We start from the raw sequence: 25123 nt of genomic DNA on the forward strand, positions 1-25123 counted from the left end.
AACAAGCCCGGCGCGGCTTCGCGCCGGTGTAGCTGGCCTTTACCGGCCTGCGGGCGGGGTGCGCGTGCGCGCGCAGTCGCCGAGCGCGCCGAGCACGACGGCATAGTCCGACGCGGCCTTGCGGCGATCCTCGGGCGGCGTCCCCGCGAGCTTGTTGAGCGGCAACTGGCGCGGGAGGCCGCAGGCGAGGCGGTACCAGGCGAGCGTGTCGCGCGGCGGCACCGCCGCCGACCCGTCGACGATCTCGCCGAACGCCGCAGCCCAGCGGCGCGATCCGTCGGCGCTGGTCAGGATCGTCAGCGACATGGGTTCGCCCGTCGCGGTGTCGAGGAACAATTGCGTCTCGCCCTCGCCGGGCAGTGTGCCGGGAACGTGGAAGCCGTTGGCGAAGCCGGTGATCGCGGGCGGGGCACCCGGCTTGACCAGTTCGGTCAGGATCGCGCGCAGCCGCGCCTCGGTCGCCGGGTCCCAGGGCAGCTGCGCATCGGGCGCGACGAGGCGGACGCTGCCGGTGCTGTTCGTCCCCGCGGCCGCGCCCGCGACGGGGCCGGCGAAAAGGAGCACCGGCTGCTTCTTTTTCAGCTTCGCCGGCTTGCCGTTCGCGCCGTTGGGCAGGTCGACCAGATAGGAGATTCGCGCCGCCAGCGGGCCGGCGCCGCGAATCAGGCTGACGACGTCGGCCTCGACATAGAATCGGCTGTGACCCGCCGCGACGCCCGGCGCGCGATCGGGCTTGAGTGCCGAGGCGGACGCGATCCGCGCCTGGATCGCCATCGGTGCCGCGGTCGCGAGGTCGGCAATATCGGCATAGCTGTACGGGCTCGCGGGCGCCGCCGCTACGGGGGTCGGCTGGGCCGAAACGCCGGTGATTCCAGCGCCTAAGGCGGTCAGCGAGGCCAGTGCGGCGGGGAGGAGCAAACGCATGATCGATCCACTTTCTGTCGAGTTTTCGAAATTTTCTGACACCGGGCACACCGGCGGTGTGCCTTCATGGCGCGGCCCACATTAACCGCTGATAAAGGGTTTGCGAACTCGCCGCCACCGCGATAGGACGTGCGGCGAAGCGGTCGGCAAGAACAGAACAGCCGAAAGCTAACCCGCCGGGTCTGCGGAACGCATCGGAAATCATCCGGGCATGTTTGCAACTCCCCCCGACGGTATGGATTGGTGTCAGGATGATCTAGCAAGGAGCGTCGTTCCTGAATGGCTTATGGTGATAGTGTCGACCCTAAAAACAGGGTAGTGGCGATCGTCTTGGTGGGCCTGTTCACCGTTACGCTGGGCTATGGCCTGGTGAACGGCTTGAACATCAGCATCGTCAAGAAACTCGCCGAAAAATTGGACGTGGTGGACGTCGAAGAACCGCCGCCGCCGGAGGAGCCGCCGCCGCCGCCGCCGCCGGACAATGTCCTGCCGCCGCCGCCGCCGGTGGTGACGCCGCCGTCGCCGATTCCGCCGCCGGTGACCACGAATACCGTGCAGTCGGTGCCGAAGGCCCCCCCGGCCCCGCCGCCGCCGGTCTATATTCCGCCTGCGCCGCCGGCGCCGCCGCCGGCTCCCGATCTCAGCGCCGCGGGTACGCCGCGCGGGAACCCGGGTCGCTGGGCGACCAACGACGATTATCCCGCCCGCGCGATGCGCGAAGAGCGCGAGGGCACGACGGGTTTCCGCGTGACCTACAACGCCGAAGGCCGGATCACCTCGTGTGACGTTACCTCGTCGAGCGGTCACGCCGACCTCGATGCGGAAACCTGCAAGCTCATCACGCGTCGCGGCCGGTTCAACCCGGGCAAGGACCGTGCGGGCAATCCCACGGGCGGCTCTTACAGCAATCGCATCCGGTGGCAGATTCCGCGCTGATCGGCGCGTGCCACCCCGGATCACAGTTTATCGATTTTCGGATTTTGAGAGGGAAGTTCCACTATGTTTAATCTCATCGCAACCGCTGCTGCCGCAGCCCCCGCGGAAGCCCATGACGTCGGTCTGACGCTGATGCCCGCGTCGATGTGCGTCAAGGAAGAGGGCGCGAGCCCCTATGGTATGATCCCGGCGCTGTGCGAAGGCGGCATCGTGTCGCAGTTGACCTTCCTCATCCTGCTGATCATGTTCGTCGGCACGCTCTACATCCTGTTCACCAAGCTGTTCGAACAGAACAAGGTGATGAACCAGGGCAAGGCGGTCGATGCCAATTTCTGGCGCGCGCCAACGCTCGCCGAAGGTGCGGCGAAGCTCGAAAAGAACAGCGCCTATCGCCAGGTCGTCGAAGACGGTCTGCGCGCCAACGAAGAGCATAACAAGCTGACCGACCCCGTCGAAGCCCACGACTGGATGCACGGCACGCTCGAGCGTTCGCAGAACCACATCAACTCGAAGCTCAACGGCGGCCTCGCCTTCCTCGCGACCGTGGGTTCGACCGCACCGTTCATCGGTCTGTTCGGTACCGTTATCGGCATTCTGCGCGCGCTCGTGAAGATCGGTGCGTCGGGTCAGGCGTCGATCGACACCGTTGCCGGTCCGGTCGGTGAAGCGCTCATCATGACCGCCGTCGGCCTGATCGTCGCGGTTCCCGCGGTGCTCGCGTTCAACTGGCTCCAGAGCCGCAACAAGGTGATCGCCCGCCGTCTGTCGACCTTCTCGAACGACGTCCTCGGCTCGATCATGTCGGGTGGCCAGGTGAAGCCGGCGTCGGCAGTCGCCGCCAAGGCTGCTGCTCCGGCGGCTGCGCCGAAGAAGTAATCCTGTCCGCTCCCTCGGGAGCGGAACGGGGGACATGGGGCGGCGTGCCTTTACCGGCCGCCGCCCGGGTCCATGATAAATTTTTTGTGACAGGATGCTAATCCTATGGCGATGAGTGTAGGCGACAAGGGCGAAGATGCCCCGATGTCGGAGATCAACACGACCCCGCTCGTGGACATCATGCTTGTGTTGCTCATCATCTTCCTCATCACGGTTCCCGTGGTGCTGGAAACGGTGAACCTCAAGCTCCCCGACGTGGTCTTTGAACCGACGACGACCAAGCCTGAGAATGTGTTGCTGTCCGTCCGTTCGGGCGACACCGACGGCGACGGCCAACCGAACCCCGAAAGCACCGCGTGCGAAGTCTATTGGGGTCAGACCCCGGTCGATTCGAAGGTCTTGCTCGAAAAGGGTCAGAAAAAGCTCGAAGATCTGCTCGCAGAGATCGGCGGCCCCGAGAATATCACCGAGGAAAACTTCCCCGAAGTGCATATTCGCGGCGACGTGAACACGCCCTACCAGTGCATCGGCGGTGTGATCTACACGATGCAGTTCGCCGGTTTCCAGAAGATCGGGTTCATTTCCGAACCGGCTCCTGGCTCGGCCACGCTGGGTCGCATGTAAGCGCGGTCTCCGCCAAGCAATGAAGGAATAAACCCATGTCCATGGCAGTTGGAGATCGGGACGACAATGAACCGATGATGGATATGAACACGACGCCGCTGATCGACGTCATGCTCGTGCTCCTCATCATGTTCATCATCACCATCCCGGTCCAGACCCACGCGGTGAAGATCGACCTTCCGGTTCCGAGCGATTCGAAGAACAATGTCGACCCGGAAAAGAACAAGGTCATGATCGATCCCGCCGGGACGATCACCTGGAACGGCACGCCGGTCGACCTTGCGCAGCTGGAGCAGTTTCTGATCCAGACCAAGTCGCTTCCGGTCGAGCCCGAGCTGCAGGTCCAGCCCGATCCCTATGCACGCTATATCGTCGTCGATCGCGTGATGGCGGTGGTCAAGCGCAGCGGCGTCGGCAAGCTCGGCTTCGTCGGCAACGAACAATATGCCCGCGTCTTCTGATCGCTGATCGGATTCGCGTGAAACAGGTCGGGGCCGCGAAGCGATTCGCGGCCCTTTCCCTTTGCGCGCTTTGGCCTTAAGGACGCGCCCGCACTCCCCGCCGCGCGCCGTCGCCGCGCTCCCCCATCAGCAGAAGGGCTTCGCAGATGAAAATCGCCATGATCGGAACGGGCTATGTCGGGCTCGTGTCGGGGGCCTGCTTCTCCGATTTCGGCCATGACGTCGTGTGCGTCGACAAGGATGCGTCGAAGATCGACGCGCTCCACGCGGGCCGCATGCCGATCTACGAGCCCGGGCTCGATGCGCTCGTCGCCGCGAATGTCACCGCGGGGCGCCTGTCCTTCACCACCGAACTTGCGCCTGCGGTCGCGGACGCCGACGCGGTGTTCATCGCGGTCGGCACGCCATCGCGCCGCGGCGATGGCCATGCCGACCTTTCTTACGTCTTCGGCGCCGCCGAGGAACTCGCCGTCACCCTCGACCACGACTGCGTGATCGTCACCAAGTCGACCGTCCCCGTCGGCACCGGCGACGAAGTCGAGCGCATCCTGCGCGAGGGCGCGCCAGGGCGCAGCCACAGCGTCGCCTCCAACCCCGAATTCCTGCGCGAAGGCGCCGCGATCGGCGACTTCAAGCGCCCCGACCGTATCGTCATCGGCGCCGAGGATGCGCGCGGCGAAGCGGTGCTGCGCGAAATCTACCGCCCGCTCTTCCTCAACGAAGCGCCGATCCTCGTCACCCGCCGCCGCACGGCGGAGATGATCAAATATGCCGCCAACGCGTTTCTCGCGACCAAGATCACCTTCATCAACGAGATCGCCGACCTGTGCGAAGCCGTCGGCGCCGAGGTGCAGGACGTCGCGCGCGGCATCGGGCTCGACAATCGCATCGGGGCGAAGTTCCTCCACGCCGGCCCCGGCTACGGCGGCAGCTGCTTCCCCAAGGACACGCTCGCGCTGCTCAAGACCGCGCAGGACAATGACGTGCCGCTGCGGCTGGTCGAGGCGACGGTGCAGGCGAACGACCTGCGCAAACGCGCGATGGGGCGCAAGATCGTCACCGCGCTCGGCGGCAACGCGCGCGGCAAGACCGTCGCGCTGCTCGGCCTCACCTTCAAGCCCAACACCGACGACATGCGCGATTCGCCCAGCCTCGCGATCGTCCAGACGCTGATCGACGCCGGCGCGCGCGTCACCGCCTACGATCCCGAGGGCATGGCGATCGCGGCGCCGATGATGCCCGCTGTCGAGATGAAGGACAGCGCCTATGCCGCGGCCGCGGGCGCCGACGCGGTCGCGATCGTCACCGAATGGGACGCCTTCCGCGCGCTCGACCTCGCACGGCTCGGCGCGGGCATGGCCGACAAGCTGCTCGTCGACCTGCGCAACATCTATCGCCGCGACGAGGTAGCCCGCCACGGCTTTCGCCATATCGCTATTGGAACCGCCGCCGAATAAGGGCATCATCGCGCCAGCGAACGAAAGCGCCACGGCCGCATGGGCGGGTCCGGGCGAACATCCGGGGAGCAGACATATGACGATCCGTCCGACCTTTGGCCGTACATCGACCGCCGCGGGCGCCGCGCTGCTCTGCCTTGCGCTCGCCGCCTGTTCGCCGGGCAAGAAGGACCCGGCATCGAACCTGCCCGTCCCCGACGCCAGCGCGCCGCTGTTCGACGCGCGCGGCGCCGACCGCGGCCGTGTCGACATCTTCCGCGACAGCGACGGCTTGCGCCTCGAACTCGTCGCGCGCGGCTTTGCGGCCGGAACCTATGGCATGCACGTCCACGCCGTCGGCCAGTGCGATGCGCCCAAATTCACCACCGCGGGCCCGCACTGGAACCCGACGGGCGCGCAGCACGGCCGCGAAAACCCGATGGGCGCGCATCATGGCGACATGCCGAACCTGGTGATCGAACCCGACACGATCGGCCGCGCGACGTTGCGCCTCGTCGGCACGCGGCTGTCGGGCGAGGGCGCGTTGCTCGACGCCGACGGCGCGGCCTTCGTCATTCACGCCAAGCCTGACGACTACAGGACCGACCCCAGCGGCAACAGCGGCGACCGCATCGTGTGCGGCGTCATCGCGGCGCCGGCGGGCTAACGCCCGCGCGCGACGCGGGTTTCGTCCGGCTTCGCTTGGCTCTGGCGTCCGCCGGGGGCGATGCCGCGGCGGCGGCGCGCGGCTCTCCTAAGCCCGCGCGCGTTCCTCGATCGTCGCCTCGGCCTGCGGCACGGTGCGATAGGCATAGACCAGCAACGCCAGCGCGATCGGCGCGACGCCGATCAGCGACAGGATGCCGGTGCGCAGGTCGCCGACGGGCTTGCCGTCGACCATCGTGCCCGCGAGGTCCGAAATCTGCCCGACCATATAGGGGCCGAACGACAGGCCGACGAGCGTGGTGCCGAGGAAGAAGGCTGCGGTCGCGGTGCCGCGCATCCGCGGCAGCACCAGATCCTGCGTCGTCGCCGCTGCCGCGCCGAGCGCCGCCGCGCCGAACATCCCGGCGAGGAAGTTCATCGTATAGAAGAGCGCCGGTTCGGCGGTCGTGTAGCCGATCCAGATCGGGACGATCGGCGCGACGACGCCGAAGATGATCATCAGGATGCGCCCCGCGGGGTTTTTTGCGCGCAAGGCGTCGGCCATGCGCCCGCCGATGATCACGCCGACGAAGCCGCTCACCGCGCCATTGGCGCCGAGTATGAAGGCTAGTTCCTGCTTGGGCAGGCCCAGCACGATCTCGGCATAGGGGGCCGACCAGAAGGCGAGGGCATAGGCGGCAAGGCTGACCATGCCGTAACCGAGCGTGGTGCAGATGAAGGCGGGGGTGCCCCAGATCAGCCGGAAGGTCGCGGGATCGCGGGCGCGCAGCGTGCAGGCCCAGGAAAAGACGGCATAATAGCCGAGCCCGACCGCCGACCATTGCGGCAGATTGCCCGTCAGTTCGATCATCCACCAGGCAAAGGCCGCGATGCCGACCGCAAAGCCGATATTGATCGCGAGCGCCGCGGTCCCGCGCTGCGCCGCGCCGATCAGCGTGAAGGGCGGGACGATCGTCGACAAATCCCTGCCGAACTCGCGGAAGGGCGCGGGCGAGCTGGGGCTGGCGACGCCGTCCATGGCGCCGCGCACCGGTTCGCGAAGCGTGGCGACCCACAGCGCGAGCAGCAGGCCGGGGATGCCGACCGCAAGGAACGCCGCCTGCCAGCCGACGAGTCCCATTGGTCCGCCGCCCGGATAGGCCTTGTTCCACGCTTCGACGATCAGCGCGCCGATGAACAGCGAAACGCCGCCGCCAAGGTAGAGCCCCGACGAATAGATGGCGAGCGCGGTCGCCTTCTGCCGTTTCGGGAAATAGTCGGAAATCAGCGAGTAGGCGGTCGGGCTGGCGGTCGCTTCGCCGACGCCGACCCCCATCCGTGCGAAGGTCAGGCTGACCTTGTCATAGGCAAAGCCTGACAGCGCGGTCATCGCCGACCACAAAGTCAGGCCGATCGACAGCAGTTTGACGCGGCTCCAATTGTCGGCGAGGCGGCCGAGCGGGATGCCGAACAGCGCATAGAAGACGGCGAAGGCGGCGCCGCCAAGGAAACCCATGTCGGAATCCCGCAGGCCGAGGTCGGCCTTGATGTCGACCGCGAGGATGCTGATGATCTGGCGGTCGATGAAATTGAGGATGTAGACGACGACCAGGACGCTCAGCACATACCAGCTGTAGCTGCTCGCGCGGCGTTCGGGCTCGGCGGTTTCCGCCGCGGCGCCCGCGAGTCCCTCGTTCGTCGTTTCCGCCATCTGGCCACCCTCTCCCTCAGTCGTTATCGTTGTCCGCACTGGCTAGCAGAGCCGCGAGCGCGCGCAAGTTGAAAGTCGGTTCAACTTTGGTGCGAAAGACAGGACAGGATGATGAACGTTACGGAGCGGCCCGCAATTCTCTTTCTCTGCCTCGGCAACATCTGCCGGTCGCCGCTCGCCGAAGGCGCGGCGCGCGCGGCCTTTGCCGACGCCGGGATCGACGCGGCGCTCGATTCGGCGGGGACGAGCGACTGGCACATCGGCCGCGCCCCCGACCCGCGGGCGCAGGCCGAGGCGCGGCGCCACGGCACCGACATCGGCGACCTGCGCGCGCGGCAGCTTGTCGCCGCCGACTTCATGCGCTTCGACCTGATCCTTGCCGCCGATGCCGACAATCTGCGCGATGCGCGCGCGATCCGCCCCGCCGGAGCCACCGCGCGGCTGATGCTGATGCTCGATCTGGTCCCCGGCCGCGCGGGCGACAGCGTCGCCGACCCCTATTATGGCGACGAGGACGGCTTCGGCGCGACGTGGGACGACGTCAGCGCGGTCGCGGCGGCGCTCGTCGCCGGAACCGCCGCGTCGAGCGGATAGCGCGCGACGGGATGATAGCGCGAGCCGCCATGCCCCAGTTCGCTTTCGTAGAGCGTGACATGGCCGAAGACGAAGGAGGGGCTGGCGAGGTCGCTGTGCAGCGCGAGGAAGGGCGCGACCGGGCCCGATCCGCGATTGAGCCGCGCGAGCGTGATATGCGGCACGAAGGCGCGCGGTTCGGGCGCGACCCCGACGCGAACGAGCAATTGCTCGACCTTGCGGTGCAGCGCCGCGAGCGCGTCTTCGGGCGCGACCCTCGCCCACACCATATGCGGGCGGCCCTGCCGTTCGAACAGGTCGACCCCGGCGACGCGCGCGGTCACCGGCGGCGCGTGCAGCGCGCCGAGCGCCGCGGCGATATCCTCGGCGCGATGCCGGTCGACCTCGCCGATGAAGCGCAGCGTCAGGTGCAGCTGCTCGTCGTCCTGCCAGCGCGCGCCGGCAATGCCGTGCATCGCGGCGATGAGCGCGGCGCGAACGGGGCGGGGCGGGCGGAGTCCGACGAACAGGCGATGGGTCGACATGGCCGTTCGAACATAGGCACTTTGTCCGCCGCGGAAAACGCAAATGGGCCTTCTGTCCGGTTTCGCTTGAAAGCAGGGGCGAAAATGCCGATATTCGCAACACGGCCGGTATGGGCTGGCCGGTTATGGAGATGAAAATGGCTAATTGGAACGACCCCAATATGGCGGCTTCCGGTTTCGGAGCCAGCGCGAGTGCGATGGACCAGGCCGTCGATGCCGGCCTGCGGTCGTACATGCTGTCGGTTTACAACTATATGGCGTCGGGCGTGCTGCTCACCGGCATCGTCGCCCTGCTCGCCTTCCAGACGGGCTTCATCCAGTCGCTGATCGGTTCGCCGCTCATGTGGGTGGTGATGCTGGCGCCGCTCGCGTTCGTGATGGTCCTGAGCTTCGGCATCAACAAGCTGTCGACGACCGCCGCGCAGGCGATCTTCTGGGTTTATGCCGCGGTGATGGGCCTGTCGATGTCGACGATCTTCCTCGCCTTCACGGCGACCTCGATCGCGACGACCTTCTTCGCCACGGCGGCGGCCTTCCTCGGCCTCAGCCTCTATGGCTACACGACCAAGAAGGATCTGTCGGGCTTCGGCACCTTCCTGATCATGGGCGTCGTCGGCATCCTCGTCGCGATGCTGATCAACATGTTCGTCCAGTCGAGCGCGCTCAGCCTGGTCATCAGCATCGTCGGCGTGCTGCTGTTCGCGGGCCTCACCGCCTACGACACGCAGAAGATCAAGAGCATGTATTTCTACGTCCGCGGGACGGACATGATGGGCAAGACGATCATCATGGGTGCGCTGTCGCTCTACCTCGACTTCGTCAACATGTTCACCTTCCTGCTCAACCTGCTCGGCAGCCGCGAATAAGCGCACCGGCAGAGACGCAAAACCGCGAGAGCCCGGCGAAGCAATTCGCCGGGCTCTTTGCTTTGGGGGTGAGGCCAGGGGCGCGGCGGCATCGACCGCTTTTGACCGGTAGCGCGCACCCCTCCTCCCTGTGACGAAGCCATGGGGGAGTCGAAGACGGCGCGCAGCGCCAGCGCGACCGCTCGCGCAGCGAGTGGTGAAGGGGCCGAAAGGGGCCGCGCGGCGCCTGACGGCGCCGACCCCTCCGTCAGCCCTGGGGGCTGCCACCTCCCCATCGCTGCGCGACAGGGAGGAGCGGGGTCGCTTTGACCGGCTAGGGGCCTGTCGTTCATCGCCATCCCGGATCACGTCCGGGATGGCGAGGCGGGAACGTCCACCTTCCCGCCCCGAAGCGACCCCGATCGCGCGGTTCAGCCCTGACCCTGCATCTCGGCGATCAGTCCGTTGTCGATCGCCTTCGCGCGCTGGTAGGCGGCGCGTTCGCGCAGCGGCGCGACATAGGCCTCGAACGCGGGGCGGCTCGCGATCGTCCCGAACTGGAGACCCCAGTCGATCTGGCTGCCGACATAGACGTCGGCGGCGCTGAAGCGGTCGCCGGCGACGAAGGCCTTGCCCGCAACCGCGCCTTCGAGCGCGTCGAGCGCCGCGGCGAGCGAGCCGAAGCCCGCCATGCGCTGCTGGTCGGCGTCGGGTTCGATCCCGAAATGCTTCGCGGTGATCGCCTGCTCGACCGGCCCGGCGGTGAAGAAGAGCCAGCGGTAATAATCGGCGCGGTCGGCCGGGTCGGGGGCGAGCCCGGCGGCGGGGAAGGCGTCGGCGAGATAGGCGCAGATCGCGGCGCATTCGGTGACGACGCGGCCGCCGTGCACCACCGCGGGAACCTTGCCCATCGGGTTGATCGCCAGATAGGCGGCATCCTTCATCGTCGTGCCATAATCGAGGATGCGCGTTTCATAGGGTGCGCCCACTTCTTCGAGCATCCAGCGGACGATCTGTCCGCGCGACATCGGGTTGGTATGGAAAATCAGATCGTCGGCCATCGCGTCTCTCCCGGGGTTGTGAGTCGAATGGAACATATCAGGAACATTGTCGGTGCGCCACCGGACTTGTTTTGTCATGCCAGCGGGCTAAGGCAAGGCATGAGCGACGAACGCATCTGGACCGCCGCCGTGCTGGTGATCGGCGACGAGATTCTCTCGGGCCGCACGCAGGACAAGAATGTCGCGCAGATCGCGACCTGGCTCGATGTGCAGGGGATTCGCCTGCGTGAAGTGCGCATCGTCCCCGACGTCGAGGACGAGATCGTCGATGCGCTGAACGCGGTGCGCGCGCGCTACGACTATGTCTTCACCACCGGCGGGATCGGCCCGACGCACGACGACATCACCGTCGACGCGGTCGCCAGGGCGCTCGGCGTCGGGGTGATCGTCCATCCCGACGCGCGTGCGATCCTCGAACGCTATTACACCGCGCGCGGCGGCGAGCTGACCGAGGCGCGGCTGCGCATGGCGCGCACGCCCGACGGCGCCGAGCTGATCCCCAACCGCATGTCGGGCGCGCCCGGGATCCGCATCGGCAATCTGTTCGTGATGGCGGGCGTGCCGCACATCACCGCGGGCATGCTCGACGCGCTGACGGGGCAGCTCGAGGGTGGTGCGCCGCTCGTCGCGCACACGATCGGCGCCTGGGCGCCCGAAAGCGAGGTCGCCGACCTGCTCCGCCGGGGCGAGGCCGAGCACGCCGGCGTCGCGATCGGCAGCTATCCCTTCTTTCGCGACGGCAAGGTGGGTGCCAATTTCGTGATCCGTTCGACCGACGCCGCGACCGTCGCGGCGTGCGTCGCGCAGGTCACCGCGGGGCTCGAGGCCGCGGGCTATGCGGTGACCGACGGCGGCATCTGATCGGCGGGTGCGTCGCTCGCCGCGGTGACGCGCGGCAGGCGGCGGAGCATCGCCAGCGCGAACAGGCCGAACAGCGCCGCGACGAGGAAGGCGGCGCCGGGGAAATGCACCGGTGCGCCGTCGCCGGTGAACCAGGCCATGGTCCCGATCAGCAGCGTCGGGGCGACGATCTGGCCCAGCCCCATCGCCATCGCCGAAATGCCCTGCACCTCGCCCTGCATCGCCGCGCTCGCGCGCCGCGACATCAGCGCGTTGAGTGAGGGTTGCACCGGGGCCTGGAACATGATCGGCACGATCAGCAGGAACGCGCCCCAGCTCGTGTCGACGAAGGCGTAGCCGACATAGACGGCGACCGCGACGAGGATGCCGATCGTCGCGGCGTCGCGTTCGCCGAAACGCCGCACCGCGGGTCCGACGACCAGCGCCTGGCCGAGCGCGATCGCCACCCCGACCGCGGCGAGGCTGGCACCGATCATCTTCGGCGACCAGCCGAGCTGCGCGATGCAATAGAAGCTCCATGTCATCGGATAGACGAGGCTCGAGACCTGCCACAGCGTCAGCACCGCCGCGATCCCGTTCATCCCCGGCAGGCTGCGCATCGTCCTCCACGCGCCGAACGGATTGGCGCGGCGCCAGTCGAAGGCGCGGCGGCGTTCGGGCGGCAGCGTCTCGGGAAAGATGAAGAGCCCGTAGAGCATGTTCGCGGCGGCGAGCAGCGCGGCGGCGACGAAGGGCGCGCGCGGTCCGACCTCGCCGAGGAAGCCGCCGATCACCGGGCCGACGACGAAGCCGACGCCGAAGGCCGCGCCGACGAAACCGAAGTTGCGCGCGCGATTCTCGGGCCGGGTGACGTCGGCGATCGCCGCCTGCGCCGCCGCGACGCTGCCCCCGAAAATCCCCGACAGCGCGCGCGCGACGAACAGCCAGGGCAGGGTATGAACGATGGTCAGCAGCACATAGTCGGCGGCGAGTCCGGCGAGCGACAGGAGCAGCACGCGCCGCCGCCCGAAACGGTCGGACAGATTGCCGAGGACCGGCGAGGCGAGGAAGGTCGCGACCGCCATGACGAGGCCGATCGCTGTGGCGATGCCCATCGCATCGGCGAGGCCGACGCGGCCGACCTCCATCACCAGGTCGGGCAGCACGGGCATGATGATGCCGAAACCGATCGCGTCGATGAAGATGGTGGCGACGATGAAGGGAATGGTGCGCGCAGCGGTCACGAAAACATCCTGTGCTGGGGGAAGCGCGGGAACGGCTTGCGCTCGCGCGCGGCCGCGCCTAGCGGCACCGATCCCTCTTCCATGCGTTGCCGATAGATGAAACTCGCCATCTCCGCCTCCCTAAATTACCGCCTCGGCGACCCGGTCGACCTGATGCTGCAGATCGAGGCCGCGGCGTTGCCCGACCAGCGCGTGATCCGCGCCTCGCTCGATGTCGGCCGCCCCGAACATTTCGCGCGCCAGCCGGCGCAGGACGGCATCGGCGAGCGCGTCTGGCTGCGCGCCGGCGGCATGCTCCACGCGCGCTATTCGGCGCTGGTCGAGGTTGACCGGCCCGCGGTCGACGTGCGGACGCTGCCCGCGGTGCCGCTTCATCGCCTGCCCGCCGACGCGGTCGCCTACCTCAACGAATCGCGCTATTGCCCGTCGAACAAGTTCCACGCCTTCGTCGACCGGCGCTTCGGCGACGGCGAGGGCGGCGAAAAGATCGCGCGCATGCGCGACTGGATCGAAAGCCGCTTCACCTATGTCGCGGGGACCAGCACCGCCGAAACCGGCGCGCTCGACAGCTTTGTCGAGCGGCGCGGGGTGTGCCGCGATTATGCGCATGTGCTGATCGCGCTCGCGCGCGCCGCGCATATCCCGGCGCGGATGGCGAGCGCCTATGCCCCAGACGTCAGTCCGCAGGATTTCCATGCGGTCGCCGAAGTCTTTCTCGACGGCGGCTGGCATCCGCTCGATGCGACGGGAATGAGCCGGGGCAGCGAAATCGCCCGCATCTGCGTCGGTCGCGACGCCGCCGACGTCAGCTTCCTGACCGCCTATCGCGATATCGGGTTTGTCGATCAGACGGTGAAGGTGGAGCGGGTGAAGGGAATCGAACCCTCGTCGTAAGCTTGGGAAGCTTCTGCTCTACCATTGAGCTACACCCGCAATTTCAAAGTCCTGCTGCCCAGTGCGTCCGCACCTGGCTCTTTTCGGACTCCGACACTCCGTCGGGCTCCCTATCTACAGGTGCGGCCCGCGCTTCAAGCCCTTTTTGTATCGTCGCTTCGCGACAGATTGAACAATGTCGGTCAGGGGATTTGCAGGTGAGCGGGCTGCATCGCGGTACGGATTCGAAAGCATGCACTGGCGGCGGTTGGGCCAAAGGGCGCGACATGTATCCGAAGATGACGTCGAGCAGCGGGTCGACGAAGAGGATGACGGGGAACCCGCAGCTGACGTTTCGCTCCACCGGATCAGGTCGGCGCGATACGGCTAATCGGTCAAGATCGTCCGCGCCGCCGGCAAATAGGTCCGGCTGATTGGAACGGCCGTGCCGTCAATCATTCGGGCAACTGTTCGTCCCGGTGCCCTTTCCAGCGTGCGAACGCCGTCCCGGGCTATCCACCAGCTTCGGTGCACGCGCAGGCCGAGCCGGGAATCGATGAGCGCCGCCGCGTCCGCCAGCCGCATCAGGATCAGTGCCGATCCGTGAAGCGTATGGACGCGCACATAATGATCGTCCGCTTCAAGGGCGAGGATGTCCCTGCGCAGGGGCGCGGGAAGCTTTGACAAGAGTTCGGGTGGATATTCGGGAGCTGCGGCCGGCGGCTCCATCGTCGTGACGACCGCGGTCCGGTCGTCCAGAGAAATGACGAGGACAATCAGCAACTGGATCAGCGCTACGAACGGGAACAGGGCGAGCATCTGAACGGGGCTGTATGTTCTGCCTGGCTGGACCACCGAGAAAGCCCACGCGACAAAGAAGGTCACGGGCACTGCGGATACGGCTGCGACGGCGATGAACCGGGTGGCCTTTCTTCTGCCCGGCGAAGTCGACGGAAGGACACGCTCCGCAACGGCCGCGGCGCCAAAGCCGACGAGCGCAAGGACCATCCAGAGAGGATAGCGCACCGCGGGAGCGAAAGCGTTCTGCGATCCGAATGGCCCCGTCACCCCCAGCAGCCCACCGAAAGCGACGGCCTTCAAGGGCGTCCGCCACTTCCCCATTGCCCGCCATTCACGTATCGCCAATTGCATCGGTCTATCGGTCACGCGCGCACGCTACTCACGACATTCCCGATTGTCGACCGGCATCGCGACCCGCGACCTCCGGCAATATGGGTCAGGGAGAAACGCCCGTGCTCCAGTGCCGATCGCCGAACGGAAACGGCGCTCCATGCTGCATGGCTACCGTCAATACGGCATCAAGCGGGCCGATGCCGCCCGGGACGAAAGTCGCAGCCCGCGCTTACAGCGCGTCAAAGGTCGTATAATTTTTATGGAAGTCGTTGGGGCCTTCGAAATTCGTCAGCGTCAGGCTGGCGGACAGATCGAGCGCCTCGACATGATGCCACCAGCCGATCGGCAGAAAGACCAGTTCGCCGGGGCCGAGCTCGCAGCGCAACAGGTGGGGCCTGTTTCCCTCCCCGGCGCCCGAACAGGCGGCGTCCTGGCCGAATTCGCTATAGCAGTGGCAATGGTTGCGCATGCGCGGGGTCTGGGCGGGCGACGCCAGTGTGATCCGCTTGCGCCCCACGATCTGGACGAGGAGATTGTTCGTCAGATCATGATGCCAGGGCGTGATCGTTCCCTGCGGCCCGAGCCAGAGAAAGCCCTGCTCGCGCCAGTCTTTGGACAGGAGCCCGTCGATCGGGCCGAAATCCCTCCATAGCGGTGCCAGAGCTTGCCGGTTCGCGGCTCCGTTGTTTGCGGTGAGATAAAAATCATTGCTGATTCCGCCGCGGCGAAGGGCGGTCAGAAAGGCTCGCCACGTCGAGACCCGCTTATAGTTGGCGGAGTATTGCTCATAGTGAGGATCGACGCTGCGCCCGGCCTGAATCTCGACGGTTGCGCCGGCTGCCGCCTGTTCGAGATAGTCCAGCGACCAAAGGGAAGGAGCCCGCCAATCCTCGATCGCGCGCGTCAGGATCAGCGGCCGATTGCGCGCGTAGAATTCCTCGAAGAAGGTGCGCCGATCGATGGTCTCCCGGCGTTCCACGCCGCAGGGATCCAGTTCTTCCAGGCGTCCGAGCGCCGAAGCCATCCAGTGCTGCTTGGCCGATCGTGCCTGCAGGCGGCGGGCAGCGAGCAGATAGGGATGCTCCTCTGCCGACCTCAGTTCCTGTTCGATCAAGAGGCGGTCGAGCCCCGCGCCAAGCATCGCTCCGATCAGCCCTCCCCGATCGGCGCCGCGCAGCAGATTGTCTGCGATCCAGCGGCGCCAGCCGTCATCCAGGGTTGCAGCGCCGGTCCGCATGTTTGTCTGCATGTTCATAAAGGTCGCCCATCAAAATCTGTCAAGGAGGCTCCCGACGAGCCGGGGGTTGCCGCCGGGAGCCTCCGGCTTACCAGCGGAACGTGATTCCGCCGGAGAGCGTATGCGCCTCCATCCGCTCGCGGACTTCGAGGCCATAGCCGATCCGGAACTGCGCCGAGCCGAGCGTCCCGATAACGCCGATGTTGGCGATGCCGGCGGTCCGGCCCGGACGCACACCCGTGATCCGGAACGCGCTTCCGCCGCCGATCAGGCGATTGGTCACCTCCCGGCCGTCGCGTTCGAAGTCATGCGCGAGCGCGAGATCGGCATAGGGATGGATGCGGCCGTCGGCGCCGAGGTTGCCCTGAAGTTCGAAGCCGAGGCTTCCGGTCGCGGCTTTGAACCGGGACTTTCCGACCACAAGACCGGCGTCGCCGGCACCGCGCTCGGTGAGCCCGCCCTGATGCACGCGGGCGTATCCGAGGCTCGCAAACGGCCGGAAATCGACCTTCCCGGATCCGAAATTCGCGCCCAGCTTGATCGAGCCGCGGATTTCGTTGGCCGAGACGTTCCCCGTCGCCGTGCGGCTCGACATCCCCGTCGAGAGGGTCCGGCTCACGTCGAGATCGTGATGCGCATAGCTTGCCTGCGCATCGAGGAAACCCTGACCGAAACCGGCCGTCGCATAGGCGCCGACGTGGTAGCTGTCGACATCGACGCGCGACGCGGTTTGCGCCTGCTTCGCATCGCCCGTCGACCAGCCGGCCGCGAGGCCCATCCGGGTTTCGGCGCCGAGTTCGGCGTCGACGCCGATTGCGAGACCGCCGACCTGTCGGTCGTAGCCCGCGGCGGCGACCGTTCCATCGACATCGCCGATGTTGCCGATCGCCTGCGCCCAGACGTTCATGCCGTGCCAGCGTTCGCCGGGCTCGGAGCGACCCGAGCGGGCGTCGGTCATGCGATTGCCGACAAGACGCACGAACTCGCTTCCGGCTTCTGCGGCAATGGCGGGCGTGTCGGCGTAGATCTCGCCCGAGAAGGTGCCGAGCGCGGCGCCCGCCTTCGAAGGGTCGATCCAGTTGAGCTCGGCCCGAACCCCGGCGAGGTCGCTCGTGAAGACGCCGCTCGAACCGAAGGCATCGAACACGGCCTGCTGGTTGGCGTTGAGGTTCAACTCCAGCGGCGGCGTGGGCGTGGGGGTCGGTGTTGGAGTAGGCGTCGGAGTCGGAGTTGGAGTGGGGGTCGGGGTTGGTGTGGGGGTAGGCGTCGGCGTCGGCGTCGGCGTCGGCGTCGGAGTCGGAGTAGGAGTAGGCGTAGGCGTAGGTGTCGTCTGCGTCCGCGTGACGTTCACCGAGACCTGGTTGGCGACGCTATAGTCGACGGCATAGGTGAAGAAGATGCCCTGCTGTGCCAGTTGCTCGTCAGGATTGACCTGCGCGAACTGCCCGTTCACTCCCCCCGCGGCCTTGAGGAAAGTGTAGGGGCCGAGGGCGCCCGCATCGAGCGGTATGAACTGCACCGCGCCGTCGAGCGAAGCCGCGCCGCGGACGTCCAGAAGGTCGCTGACGCCCGGCGCCCCGAGTTCGATGTGAAGCTCGCCGGCGGCGTTTTGCACATAGTCGCCGAACACGGTCAGGGTGCCGAACTCGCTCCCGACCCGCAGACCGCCCGGAGCGACGATGCCGCCGTTCACGAGATTGGCCTTGCGGCCGCCCGCGAGATCGATCGCGGTTCCGATCGCGCCGCTGCCGCCAACGATGCCGCCAGCCTCGGTGATCGTGACGCTGTCCCGGACAAGGCCGTTCACGAGAAATGTCCCGCGCGCCGCGACTTCGACAGCCGTCGACAGCTCCGCATTGGCGGCAAGCTCGAGAATGCCCGAGTCGACGACGCTGGTCACGGCATCCGGTCCCAGCGCCCAGTTGCCGGTGATGACAGAGGTGCCGCCGCCCTGTTTGCCGAGCGTTTCGATACCGGCGAAGCGCGAGGCGTCCCAGGTCCCGGTATTGCCGGCGAAGACGAGGGTGTCGACACCCGCGCCGCCGTCGATTGTCGCGCCTGCCGCCAGATCGGCTGCGCCATAGATGCCAAGGGCGTCGTCGCCGGCGCCGAGTGTGACGCTCCCGCCGATCGAACCGCCGAACTCGACGAGATCGTCACCGTCGCCCATGTCGAGCGCGCCGCCCAGACGTCCCGCTTCCTGCGAGTAGATGTCGTCGCCGTCGCCAAGGCGAACAGTGCCGCCGATCACGGCGTCGGGATAGTTGAGGATGACATCGTCGCCAGCGCCGGCGTCGATGGTGCCGGTGATCGTTCCGTTGTTGCGCAGTTCATCGTTTCCGGCCCCGGTCTTGATATTTCCGTCGATCAGGCGCCGTCCCGCGGTCTGCGTCGCGCTGTCGATGACGAAACCGTTGTCGACCAGCGCGCGGGCGGCCCGCGATAAATCAAGGTCGCCGTAGATCGCGCCGTCGTTCTCGATCGCAATTTCGCCCGGCGTTGCTCCGACGACCATGTCGGCAAAGATCGCCGTGGCAGGCGTCGATCTGCCATCATGACCAATCCGCGCGCCGTCGGCGTTGCGAAGATAGGCGCGTGTCCCCTCGGCGGGCGCCAGCACCACCACCGGCGCGGCATCCGCGCCGCCCGCCGCGTCGAGGACGCCGTCGTTGAGGACGCGGAGATTGGCGCCGCTGACGTCGAGCGCGCCGCTGTTCTCGCGGCTATTCACGATTCCTGCGCCCGCGAGGATCTTGACGACCGCATTGCCGCCCCTTGTCCCGATCATCGCGCCATCGACGGCGGTTTCGAGCAAGCCTTCGACGCTGACGGTGAGATCGTCCGGTGTGAAGACATATTGCCCGCTGATCGGCGGCTTGCAGACCACGGTCGTCCCGGGTGCGGGATCGCCCGGCGTGCAGCCTGTCGGCGTCGGCGTGGGGGTCGGCGTCGATTTGACGACGTTCACGACCGCGCGGTCGGCGAGATAATCGACCGAATAGCTGAAGAACAGGCCGCCTCCGCCGATCCGGTCGAACTGGCCGGTGTGGGACCCATAGGTCAGGAAAGTGTAAGCGCTGGTGTCCGCAAGATCGAGCGGGATGAAGTTCACCGTGCCGGCGAGATTGGCCACCCCCCGAACCTCGAGCACATCGGAAAGCCCCGGCGCACCGAGCTCGATATCGAGGCGGCCGGTCGCGGTCTGGGTGTAGTCGCTGAGCACTGTGAGTGTTCCGAGCGCTCCCGCGGCGGTGCCCGGCGCGACGATTCCGGCGTTCATCAGCGTGTGTTCGGCGAAACGGCCGTCGCCGATGCGTCCGGTTCCCAGCAGGATTCCGCCTTCGGCGATGCTGACGGCGCCGAGATGGGTTCCGCCCAGGCGGTAGACACCCCTGGCGCCGATCGTCGCATCGCCGACGATCTCGTCGGCGGCGCGGTCCGTCCCGAACACCAGCGTGCCGTCGGCGACGGTGACGCCGCCGAGGAAAGTCGCCCCTTCGGAGCCAAGGATCGTCGTGCCCCCGCCGTCCTTGACCAGTTTCTCGGCGTTGACCCGCCAGGCGTCGACGGAACCGGTATCGCCGCGATAGATCACCATGTCGCCGCCGCCGCCGCCGACATTGATGCTATTCTCGCCCGTGATCGTGAGCGCGCCGTCGACGATCACCGTGTCGTCGTTGCCGCCGAGTACGATCGAACCGTTGAGCACCCCGGACACCTCAAGCGTCGTGGTGCCGCCGAAAACGCCCTCGCCGTTCAATGTCCCGGCGAGAACGATATGATTGACGGCATCGCCGACGTCGGAAATCCTTCCCTCGATGGTTCCGCTGTTGAAGAGTTCGTTGACGCCCTCGCCGAGGTAGATGTCGCCGATGATCGTGCCGCGGTTGCGGACGCTGACGGTGTCATCGCTTCCGTTGAAATAGAGATCGCCCTCGATACGGCCGGGACCGGCGACAGCATTGCCTGCCAGGTCATAACCGTTGAGCACGGTTCGCGCTGCGCCGCCTCCGTTCAGCGAAATATCCGCATGGATCAGGCCGGCGTTGGCGATCGACAGTGCCCCGCCGGATCCGAGGATGGCGTCGTCGCCGGAATCCTGGCCCTGGTGGCCGATGACGCCGGTCGCCGTGTTGAGGAGCGTGCTCGACTTGTCCGCGCTCGAACGCAGAATGACGACGGTGGCCGCGCTGCCGAACGACGTACCCGTCGTGTCGATCCTGCCCGCGTTGATGACCGCGTTCGAGCCGGACTGAAGCAGCACCGCGGCCGCTATTCCGGTCCCGATCAATTCGCCGCCTTCGCGGTTTATGACCGTCCCGTCGGAGGTGATTGCGACGGCGTTCGAACTGCCGGTCATGCTTCCGCTGTTGTCGAGCGTCGATCCGGCACCGAGCAGCGCGCCGTTCGCGCCCGCGATCGTCCCCGCGTTGACGAGCTTCGTCTGGCCGAGGGCGCGGACGCCCGCGAAGCCGCCGCGAATCTCTCCGTCGACGAGGTTGATGATATCCCCGCCGCCGTCGGTCAAAAGACCGATCGAGTTTCCGGACCCCGGGAGTGCGGCGATCAGGCCGCTGTTGCGGACCGTGGAACTGCTGCCGATCGCGACCGCCGACGCGCCGTTGCTTCCCGTGGTAATGCTGCCGCTGTTGGTGAAGACCGCACCTTCGCGAAATCCGTCGATCTTGACCGAATATATCTGGTTGGAGGTCGATGTGATGGTGCCGCTATTGGTGAAGTCGCCCGTATTCGTACCGGCCGTGACCGCGAGACCAAGCGAGACGGCGATATCGCCGTCGTTGGTGAAGCGATCGACGTCGGACCCAAGGGCCACGGTCGAAGCGGTGCTGCCGCTGCACGCCACGGTCTTTTGGCCGTCGGTCGATGTCGTGCAGGCTGCCTGGGCAGGCTGCACGAGAACAAGGCTTCCGCAGAGCGCGGAAGCGCACAAAAGGCTGTATTTCATTGGGTAAAAACTCCCTGTCCGGCAAAAAGCCGGTTCGTTGAACCTGGTGGTGAAGATGATGAACGGCGGGGTCCGAGCCCCCCGGGCCGTCGCCCGCCCGTTCAGCCGCTCAGCGCGCTGGCGACCGCTCGGCTTGCGGTTGCGACCGGTAGGTCGAAGGCCGCTTCTGGGCCACCGCCGGGAAGCTGCTCCCGTCGTGATAGATAACGGTTCCGCACATGCGGTCGCCCCTGGCCGAGAGCACACCTTCGAACTGCACATTGCCCTCGCTGGAGGCGACGGTCATGCGGAAGCTGTTGCCGGTCAGCGCGACTTCGCGCAGGACAACGGGTGCGGTCAGCGACAGCGCCAGCGATCCGCCATATTCGTTGCCGACGAAACCGATCGAGAGAAGCCCGAAGTTGGGCGTTCCTCCGACATCCATCACGAAATCCCAGTTGCCGTGAAGGTTGGGGGCCTCGCTGCGCGGCGTTGCGGCCTCGGTGTTGCAATTCACCGCGATCGACGGTGCGGGCTGGGCGGCAACCACGGCAGAGGAGGCAAGGGCAGCGGTCAGGGCGAGCGTCATCAAGCGCTTCATCATATTCTCCATATTGGCAAGTTTCGGGCACGGATCGCGCCGGTCGCGGCAAACATCCCCCTGTCTGCCCCAACTCGACAAGCCCGAGTTTCGCCAACGGTTTTGGGTTTTTCGTGAATGCGGGAAGAATGCAGTTCACGAAGCGCCAACGGCATTGGATCAAGATGCGCGGCGCACGCGAAACCTACGCCGAAAAGATCGCGGCCGATTGAAGGAGCGGATCGTCTCGGCTTCGAGCGTCAGGTCGACCTCGACGCCGCCGGCGTGACCGTCTCGATCACGGGCGGAACGGTGAAGCTCGGCGGCAAGGTCAAAGTCCGGGTAGAGCGTGGTGTCGCGGAGCGGGCCGCCTGGTCGGCGCCGAACGCTACCCGCATCGAGGACAATATCACCATCGCGCATTGATCCGCGGCATGGGTCAAGCCGCGCCCTTGACCCATGCCAGTGCTGCGTCGCGCTGCCCGGGCTCGAACACCCGGTAGCTGATATGCGGCAGGATCGCGCTTTCGATGCGTGTGAGGATACGGATCCAGGCCTGGTCGGCGACGACCGCGACACGCCCGAAATGACCGAGCTTGCCGAGCAGCGGAGTCGCGCGGGCAATATGGGCTGCAAGACCCGCGATCTCGATCCCGTCGATCGCGCTGGTCTCGGCATAGACATGAACCTTGCTGTTCACCGCCATCATCACGTCGAGCCGGTCCATGATGTCCCTGAGGTCTTCGCCGGTGATCTTGCCGGCGATCCGGACTGCCAGAACATCGTCCGGGGTTTCGATCATTTCGTACACAGGGGGACCTTTCCGGTTACGCTCACCAGCATCGTGGCAACCGCGAGCAGATCGAGCGTGAGGCTCTGCGCGGCGGGAAGGATCGAGGCAAAGGGCCAGACGAAGGCGATCGCCAGCGCCACGGCCATCCCGACCGCGCCCGAAAGATACAACCAGCCGCGCCCCGCATGATTGCGGGCGAGTGCGAGGGTCAGCCGCGCTCCGGCGCCGACGGCCAGAAATGCCGCCATCGCCATGACCGCATCGCGGTTACCGAGCAGCGGATCGACGAAAAGAATGATCGCCTCGACGACAGAAGCGATCGCGCTGGCGAGCCACAACCGGCGATCGAGAGCGTCGGCGGAGGCTGCGGCCACACGCCCCTGGACGGCGGCAGCGAATAGCATGGCCGCGACGAGCATATAGATGGCCGCGATCGTCTCGAGAAAGTTCTGCGACAGAAGGAACAGCAGCATCAGCGAGAGCGCGATGCCGATCTCGAGAATCGAGACGTCGTTCCAGAAACCCTTGCTTGTCGGCCTGCTCAGGCTCTTTCCGCCGGTCATTGTCCGCTCCTCGTCGGGCTTCGATCCCTATAAGCGTCGGGCACGTCCTCGCTTGTCTCGGCAAGGCGGGCGCGGAAGTCCGCGAGACGGGTGCGATACCCCTCGGCATCGCCATATTCGAGAAACTGATAATAGCGCTCGTGCGGCCCGCTGATCCTGAGCGCGTGCTTGATCGGACACCAATATTGTTCGGTGCGGCTGCCGATCTCGCGCGCATAGGCGATGACGCCATTGGCGTAGGCGCAATAGGCGCAGTTGAGCGCCTCGATCCAGTTGAGATAGGCGAGGCGGTTGCGGTCGAACGCGATATAGTCGCGCCGCGCGACGCGCGGGATCGCATAGATACGAAAACAGATCGCCTGATAGAGGGTGAGCCAGAGGTCGAGGAGGAGGAGCGGCAGCGCCATCGAATAGATGACCGGGGCCGTCGCGATCACGCCGAAGGAGGACCGGGCAAGAAAGCTGCGCACACTCGTCTTCAGTTTGCGCTGCTCGGCGACAAGGCCATGTTCGAACTCGACGAGCCGGTCGTGGACGTGCACGCCCAGCGCGCGCCGCCGCTTTTCGATCTCGCGGTCGAGCTCGGCCTGGAGATCGACCATCGACCGGGCGATATCGTGCATGCGCTGCGTCATCTGTCCTCGCTCCCCGACCCGCTCAAATTCCGATGATCACCTTGAGCGCCCCCGTGTCGGCCGCATGCTCGAAAACGTCATAAGCCTTGAGGATATCGGTCATCGGAAAGCGATGGGTGATCAGCTTTCGTGGATCGACCTGTTTCGCTTCGACCATCCTGAGCAGCATCGGTGTCGCCGCCGTATCGACGAGCCGCGTCGTGATCGCGATATTGTGCGACCAGAGCCGATCGAGATGCAGATCGGCCTTGGCGCCGTGAACGCCGATATTGGCGATGGTGCCGCCCGCAGCGACGAGGTCCTGACAAAGTTCGAAGGTCGCCGGGATGCCGACGGCTTCGATGACCGTGTCGGCGCCGCGTCCGCCCGTCAACGCCATCAGCCTGGCCGCTGCTTCGCCATCGCGGCTGTTGAGGACATGCGTGGCGCCGAAGTGCCGGGCCATCGCCAGCCGGGCGTCGTCGATATCGATGAGGATGATCGCGGTCGGGCTGTAGAATCGGGCCGTCAGCAGGGCGGCGAGGCCGATCGGGCCGGCGCCGACGATTGCGACGGTCGATCCCGGTGCGACCTTGCCGTTGAGAACGCCGCACTCGAAGCCGGTGGGCAGGATGTCGCTGAGCATCACGAGCGCTTCCTCGTCGAGGCCTGCGGGTATCTTGTAGAGGCTGGTGTCTGCATGGGGGATACGGACATATTCGGCCTGGGTGCCGTCGATACGGTGGCCGAGAATCCAGCCGCCGTCCGCGCAATGCGAATACATGCCCCGGCGGCAATAGTCGCAGCGGCCGCAGGCGGTGATGCAGCTTATCAGGACATGATCGCCGGGCTCGAAACCCGTTACTGCGGCGCCGACCGATTCGACGACGCCCACGCCTTCATGTCCGAGTATGCGCCCGGACTCGCAGGTCGGAACGTCGCCCTTCAATATGTGCAGGTCGGTGCCGCAGATCGTCGTTCGCGTGACGCGGACGATCGCGTCTCCGGCCGCCTCGAGCGCGGGGGCCGGGCGCTCTTCGACCACCTTGTTTCCCGGCCCCAGATAGACGAGCGCCTTCATATCCGGTCTCCTCGCTTTGCCCGCAGCGTTTGGCCGACGAGCAGCAGCGCGATGCCCTGCATTCCAAGGTCGAACGCCAGGATGAAGCCGAGCAGCCACAGCGAATTGCCCGGCCAGCCGAGACCGATCGCGAGCGCGGCGACGATGCTGACCGATCCCGAGAGCAGGAGCCAGCCCCGGCCACGCACGCGTTTGCCTGCCGCGACGGCGATGCGCAGCAAGCCCGACCCGGCAAGGCTGGCAGCAAGGAGCAGCACGAACAGCCGTGCGGCGAACAGCGGATCGTAGAAGACGGCGAGGCCCGCGCCCAGATAGAGCAGGCCCGCGCCGAGCCAGATCGCCGACTGCGCCCAGCCGCGCACGGCCGCGGCATGAGCGACCTGGACGATACTGCCCAGCAGCATGGCAATGCCGACGCTGTAGGTGGCGGCGATGCCTGCGATGATGAGGTTGGCGGCGCCGAACAGGCCGAGAACCAGTAGCGCTATCCCGGCGAGGGCGAACCATAGCCCCATCTTTCGCGCCAGCCGATTGTCCTCCGTGAACCCGCCGAGGGGCGATGCTTCCGCGCGCATGGCAGCC

Annotated in this window: 25 protein-coding genes and 1 tRNA gene; 11 read left to right on the top strand and 15 right to left on the bottom strand. The window is 66.5% G+C overall.

The features are described from left to right. Positions 1–39: 39 nt before the first annotated feature. Positions 40–924, bottom strand: a complete 885-nt coding sequence (locus EAO27_RS20085) for a hypothetical protein (protein WP_242774499.1) — start codon at positions 922–924, stop codon at positions 40–42. A gap of 279 nt (positions 925–1203) precedes the next feature. Between EAO27_RS20085 and EAO27_RS20090 the strand changes: the two genes are divergently transcribed. From EAO27_RS20090 to EAO27_RS20115, 6 genes are all read left to right on the top strand, one after another. Further along, positions 1204–1860: an energy transducer TonB gene (locus tag EAO27_RS20090; protein WP_242774502.1), complete on the top strand. Its 657-nt coding sequence runs from the start codon at positions 1204–1206 to the stop codon at positions 1858–1860. 63 nt (positions 1861–1923) lie between these two features. Next, positions 1924–2736 (top strand): MotA/TolQ/ExbB proton channel family protein, encoded by an 813-nt coding sequence (locus EAO27_RS20095; RefSeq protein WP_242774518.1) that lies wholly within the window; start codon positions 1924–1926, stop codon positions 2734–2736. A gap of 105 nt (positions 2737–2841) precedes the next feature. Continuing rightward, positions 2842–3360, top strand: coding sequence for a biopolymer transporter ExbD (locus EAO27_RS20100; RefSeq protein WP_242774521.1), 519 nt, complete (start codon positions 2842–2844; stop codon positions 3358–3360). A 35-nt stretch (positions 3361–3395) separates the two neighbouring features. Then, the gene (locus tag EAO27_RS20105; protein WP_242774524.1) at positions 3396–3821 is read left to right on the top strand and encodes a biopolymer transporter ExbD; all 426 of its coding nucleotides are present in this window, start codon (positions 3396–3398) and stop codon (positions 3819–3821) included. Between the two features lie 146 nt (positions 3822–3967). Further along, positions 3968–5278 (top strand): UDP-glucose/GDP-mannose dehydrogenase family protein, encoded by a 1311-nt coding sequence (locus EAO27_RS20110; RefSeq protein WP_242774527.1) that lies wholly within the window; start codon positions 3968–3970, stop codon positions 5276–5278. A gap of 76 nt (positions 5279–5354) precedes the next feature. Next, positions 5355–5924 (top strand): superoxide dismutase family protein, encoded by a 570-nt coding sequence (locus EAO27_RS20115; protein ID WP_242774530.1) that lies wholly within the window; start codon positions 5355–5357, stop codon positions 5922–5924. An 87-nt stretch (positions 5925–6011) separates the two neighbouring features. On the opposite strand, the gene EAO27_RS20120 is transcribed toward EAO27_RS20115, so the two are convergent. Next, the gene (locus tag EAO27_RS20120) at positions 6012–7613 is read right to left on the bottom strand and encodes an MFS transporter (protein WP_242774562.1); all 1602 of its coding nucleotides are present in this window, start codon (positions 7611–7613) and stop codon (positions 6012–6014) included. 111 nt (positions 7614–7724) lie between these two features. On the opposite strand from EAO27_RS20120, the gene EAO27_RS20125 reads away from it, so the two are divergent. After that, the gene (locus EAO27_RS20125; protein ID WP_242780674.1) at positions 7725–8207 is read left to right on the top strand and encodes a low molecular weight protein-tyrosine-phosphatase; all 483 of its coding nucleotides are present in this window, start codon (positions 7725–7727) and stop codon (positions 8205–8207) included. Here the strand turns inward: EAO27_RS20125 and thpR are convergent. Beyond that, on the bottom strand, positions 8114–8731 hold the full coding sequence (gene thpR, locus EAO27_RS20130) for an RNA 2',3'-cyclic phosphodiesterase (protein ID WP_242774581.1): 618 nt from the start codon (positions 8729–8731) through the stop codon (positions 8114–8116). The two genes, EAO27_RS20125 and thpR, sit on opposite strands and share 94 nt — an antisense overlap. A gap of 137 nt (positions 8732–8868) precedes the next feature. On the opposite strand from thpR, the gene EAO27_RS20135 reads away from it, so the two are divergent. Then, a complete protein-coding gene (locus tag EAO27_RS20135; protein WP_242774584.1) occupies positions 8869–9597 on the top strand; it encodes a Bax inhibitor-1 family protein in 729 nt (242 codons plus the stop codon). A gap of 410 nt (positions 9598–10007) precedes the next feature. Here the strand turns inward: EAO27_RS20135 and EAO27_RS20140 are convergent, their stop codons facing one another. Further along, on the bottom strand, positions 10008–10637 hold the full coding sequence (locus tag EAO27_RS20140; protein ID WP_242774587.1) for a glutathione S-transferase N-terminal domain-containing protein: 630 nt from the start codon (positions 10635–10637) through the stop codon (positions 10008–10010). Positions 10638–10736: 99 nt separating this feature from the next. Here EAO27_RS20140 and EAO27_RS20145 point away from each other — a divergent pair, with 99 nt between their 5' ends. Continuing rightward, on the top strand, positions 10737–11498 hold the full coding sequence (locus tag EAO27_RS20145) for a molybdopterin-binding protein (protein ID WP_242774603.1): 762 nt from the start codon (positions 10737–10739) through the stop codon (positions 11496–11498). On the opposite strand, the gene EAO27_RS20150 is transcribed toward EAO27_RS20145, so the two are convergent. Next, a complete protein-coding gene (locus EAO27_RS20150) occupies positions 11471–12721 on the bottom strand; it encodes an MFS transporter (RefSeq protein ID WP_242774606.1) in 1251 nt (416 codons plus the stop codon). The genes EAO27_RS20145 and EAO27_RS20150 overlap by 28 nt on opposite strands. 96 nt (positions 12722–12817) lie before the next feature. Here EAO27_RS20150 and EAO27_RS20155 point away from each other — a divergent pair, with 96 nt between their 5' ends. Further along, entirely contained in the window at positions 12818–13615 is a 798-nt protein-coding gene (locus tag EAO27_RS20155) for a transglutaminase family protein (RefSeq protein ID WP_242774609.1), read from the top strand. Here EAO27_RS20155 and EAO27_RS20160 read toward each other — a convergent pair. From EAO27_RS20160 to EAO27_RS20180, 5 genes are all read right to left on the bottom strand, one after another. Next, positions 13581–13654, bottom strand: a tRNA-Gly gene (locus EAO27_RS20160). The genes EAO27_RS20155 and EAO27_RS20160 overlap by 35 nt on opposite strands. A gap of 327 nt (positions 13655–13981) precedes the next feature. Next, entirely contained in the window at positions 13982–14746 is a 765-nt protein-coding gene (locus EAO27_RS20165; protein ID WP_242774612.1) for a LytTR family DNA-binding domain-containing protein, read from the bottom strand. Positions 14747–14957: 211 nt separating this feature from the next. Further along, positions 14958–15983, bottom strand: a complete 1026-nt coding sequence (locus tag EAO27_RS20170) for a cupin-like domain-containing protein (protein WP_242774615.1) — start codon at positions 15981–15983, stop codon at positions 14958–14960. A gap of 70 nt (positions 15984–16053) precedes the next feature. Further along, complete coding sequence (locus tag EAO27_RS20980) at positions 16054–20931, bottom strand: autotransporter domain-containing protein (protein ID WP_347567150.1); 4878 nt, start codon at positions 20929–20931, stop codon at positions 16054–16056. A 109-nt stretch (positions 20932–21040) separates the two neighbouring features. Then, positions 21041–21514: a hypothetical protein gene (locus EAO27_RS20180; RefSeq protein WP_242774618.1), complete on the bottom strand. Its 474-nt coding sequence runs from the start codon at positions 21512–21514 to the stop codon at positions 21041–21043. A gap of 114 nt (positions 21515–21628) precedes the next feature. On the opposite strand from EAO27_RS20180, the gene EAO27_RS20185 reads away from it, so the two are divergent. Continuing rightward, complete coding sequence (locus EAO27_RS20185; protein WP_242774621.1) at positions 21629–21916, top strand: BON domain-containing protein; 288 nt, start codon at positions 21629–21631, stop codon at positions 21914–21916. A 13-nt stretch (positions 21917–21929) separates the two neighbouring features. Here the strand turns inward: EAO27_RS20185 and EAO27_RS20190 are convergent, their stop codons facing one another. Genes EAO27_RS20190 through EAO27_RS20210 form a run of 5 tightly spaced genes read right to left on the bottom strand, consistent with a single transcriptional unit; the run spans position 21930 to position 25116 of the window. Beyond that, positions 21930–22292 carry an STAS/SEC14 domain-containing protein gene (locus tag EAO27_RS20190; RefSeq protein WP_242774624.1) on the bottom strand — a complete coding sequence of 121 codons (363 nt, stop codon included), beginning with the start codon at positions 22290–22292 and terminating at the stop codon, positions 21930–21932. Continuing rightward, positions 22289–22846 carry a hypothetical protein gene (locus EAO27_RS20195; RefSeq protein ID WP_242774627.1) on the bottom strand — a complete coding sequence of 186 codons (558 nt, stop codon included), beginning with the start codon at positions 22844–22846 and terminating at the stop codon, positions 22289–22291. The genes EAO27_RS20190 and EAO27_RS20195 overlap by 4 nt, the downstream gene beginning before the upstream one ends. Next, positions 22843–23481 (bottom strand): hypothetical protein, encoded by a 639-nt coding sequence (locus EAO27_RS20200; protein ID WP_242774630.1) that lies wholly within the window; start codon positions 23479–23481, stop codon positions 22843–22845. Before EAO27_RS20200 ends, EAO27_RS20195 begins: the two co-directional genes overlap by 4 nt. 22 nt (positions 23482–23503) lie before the next feature. Further along, positions 23504–24541 (bottom strand): zinc-dependent alcohol dehydrogenase family protein, encoded by a 1038-nt coding sequence (locus tag EAO27_RS20205; RefSeq protein ID WP_242774633.1) that lies wholly within the window; start codon positions 24539–24541, stop codon positions 23504–23506. Then, positions 24538–25116, bottom strand: coding sequence for a DUF308 domain-containing protein (locus EAO27_RS20210; RefSeq protein WP_242774636.1), 579 nt, complete (start codon positions 25114–25116; stop codon positions 24538–24540). Before EAO27_RS20210 ends, EAO27_RS20205 begins: the two co-directional genes overlap by 4 nt. Positions 25117–25123 lie beyond the last annotated feature (7 nt).

The organism is Sphingopyxis sp. YF1 (genome assembly GCF_022701295.1).
Lineage (GTDB): Bacteria > Pseudomonadota > Alphaproteobacteria > Sphingomonadales > Sphingomonadaceae > Sphingopyxis.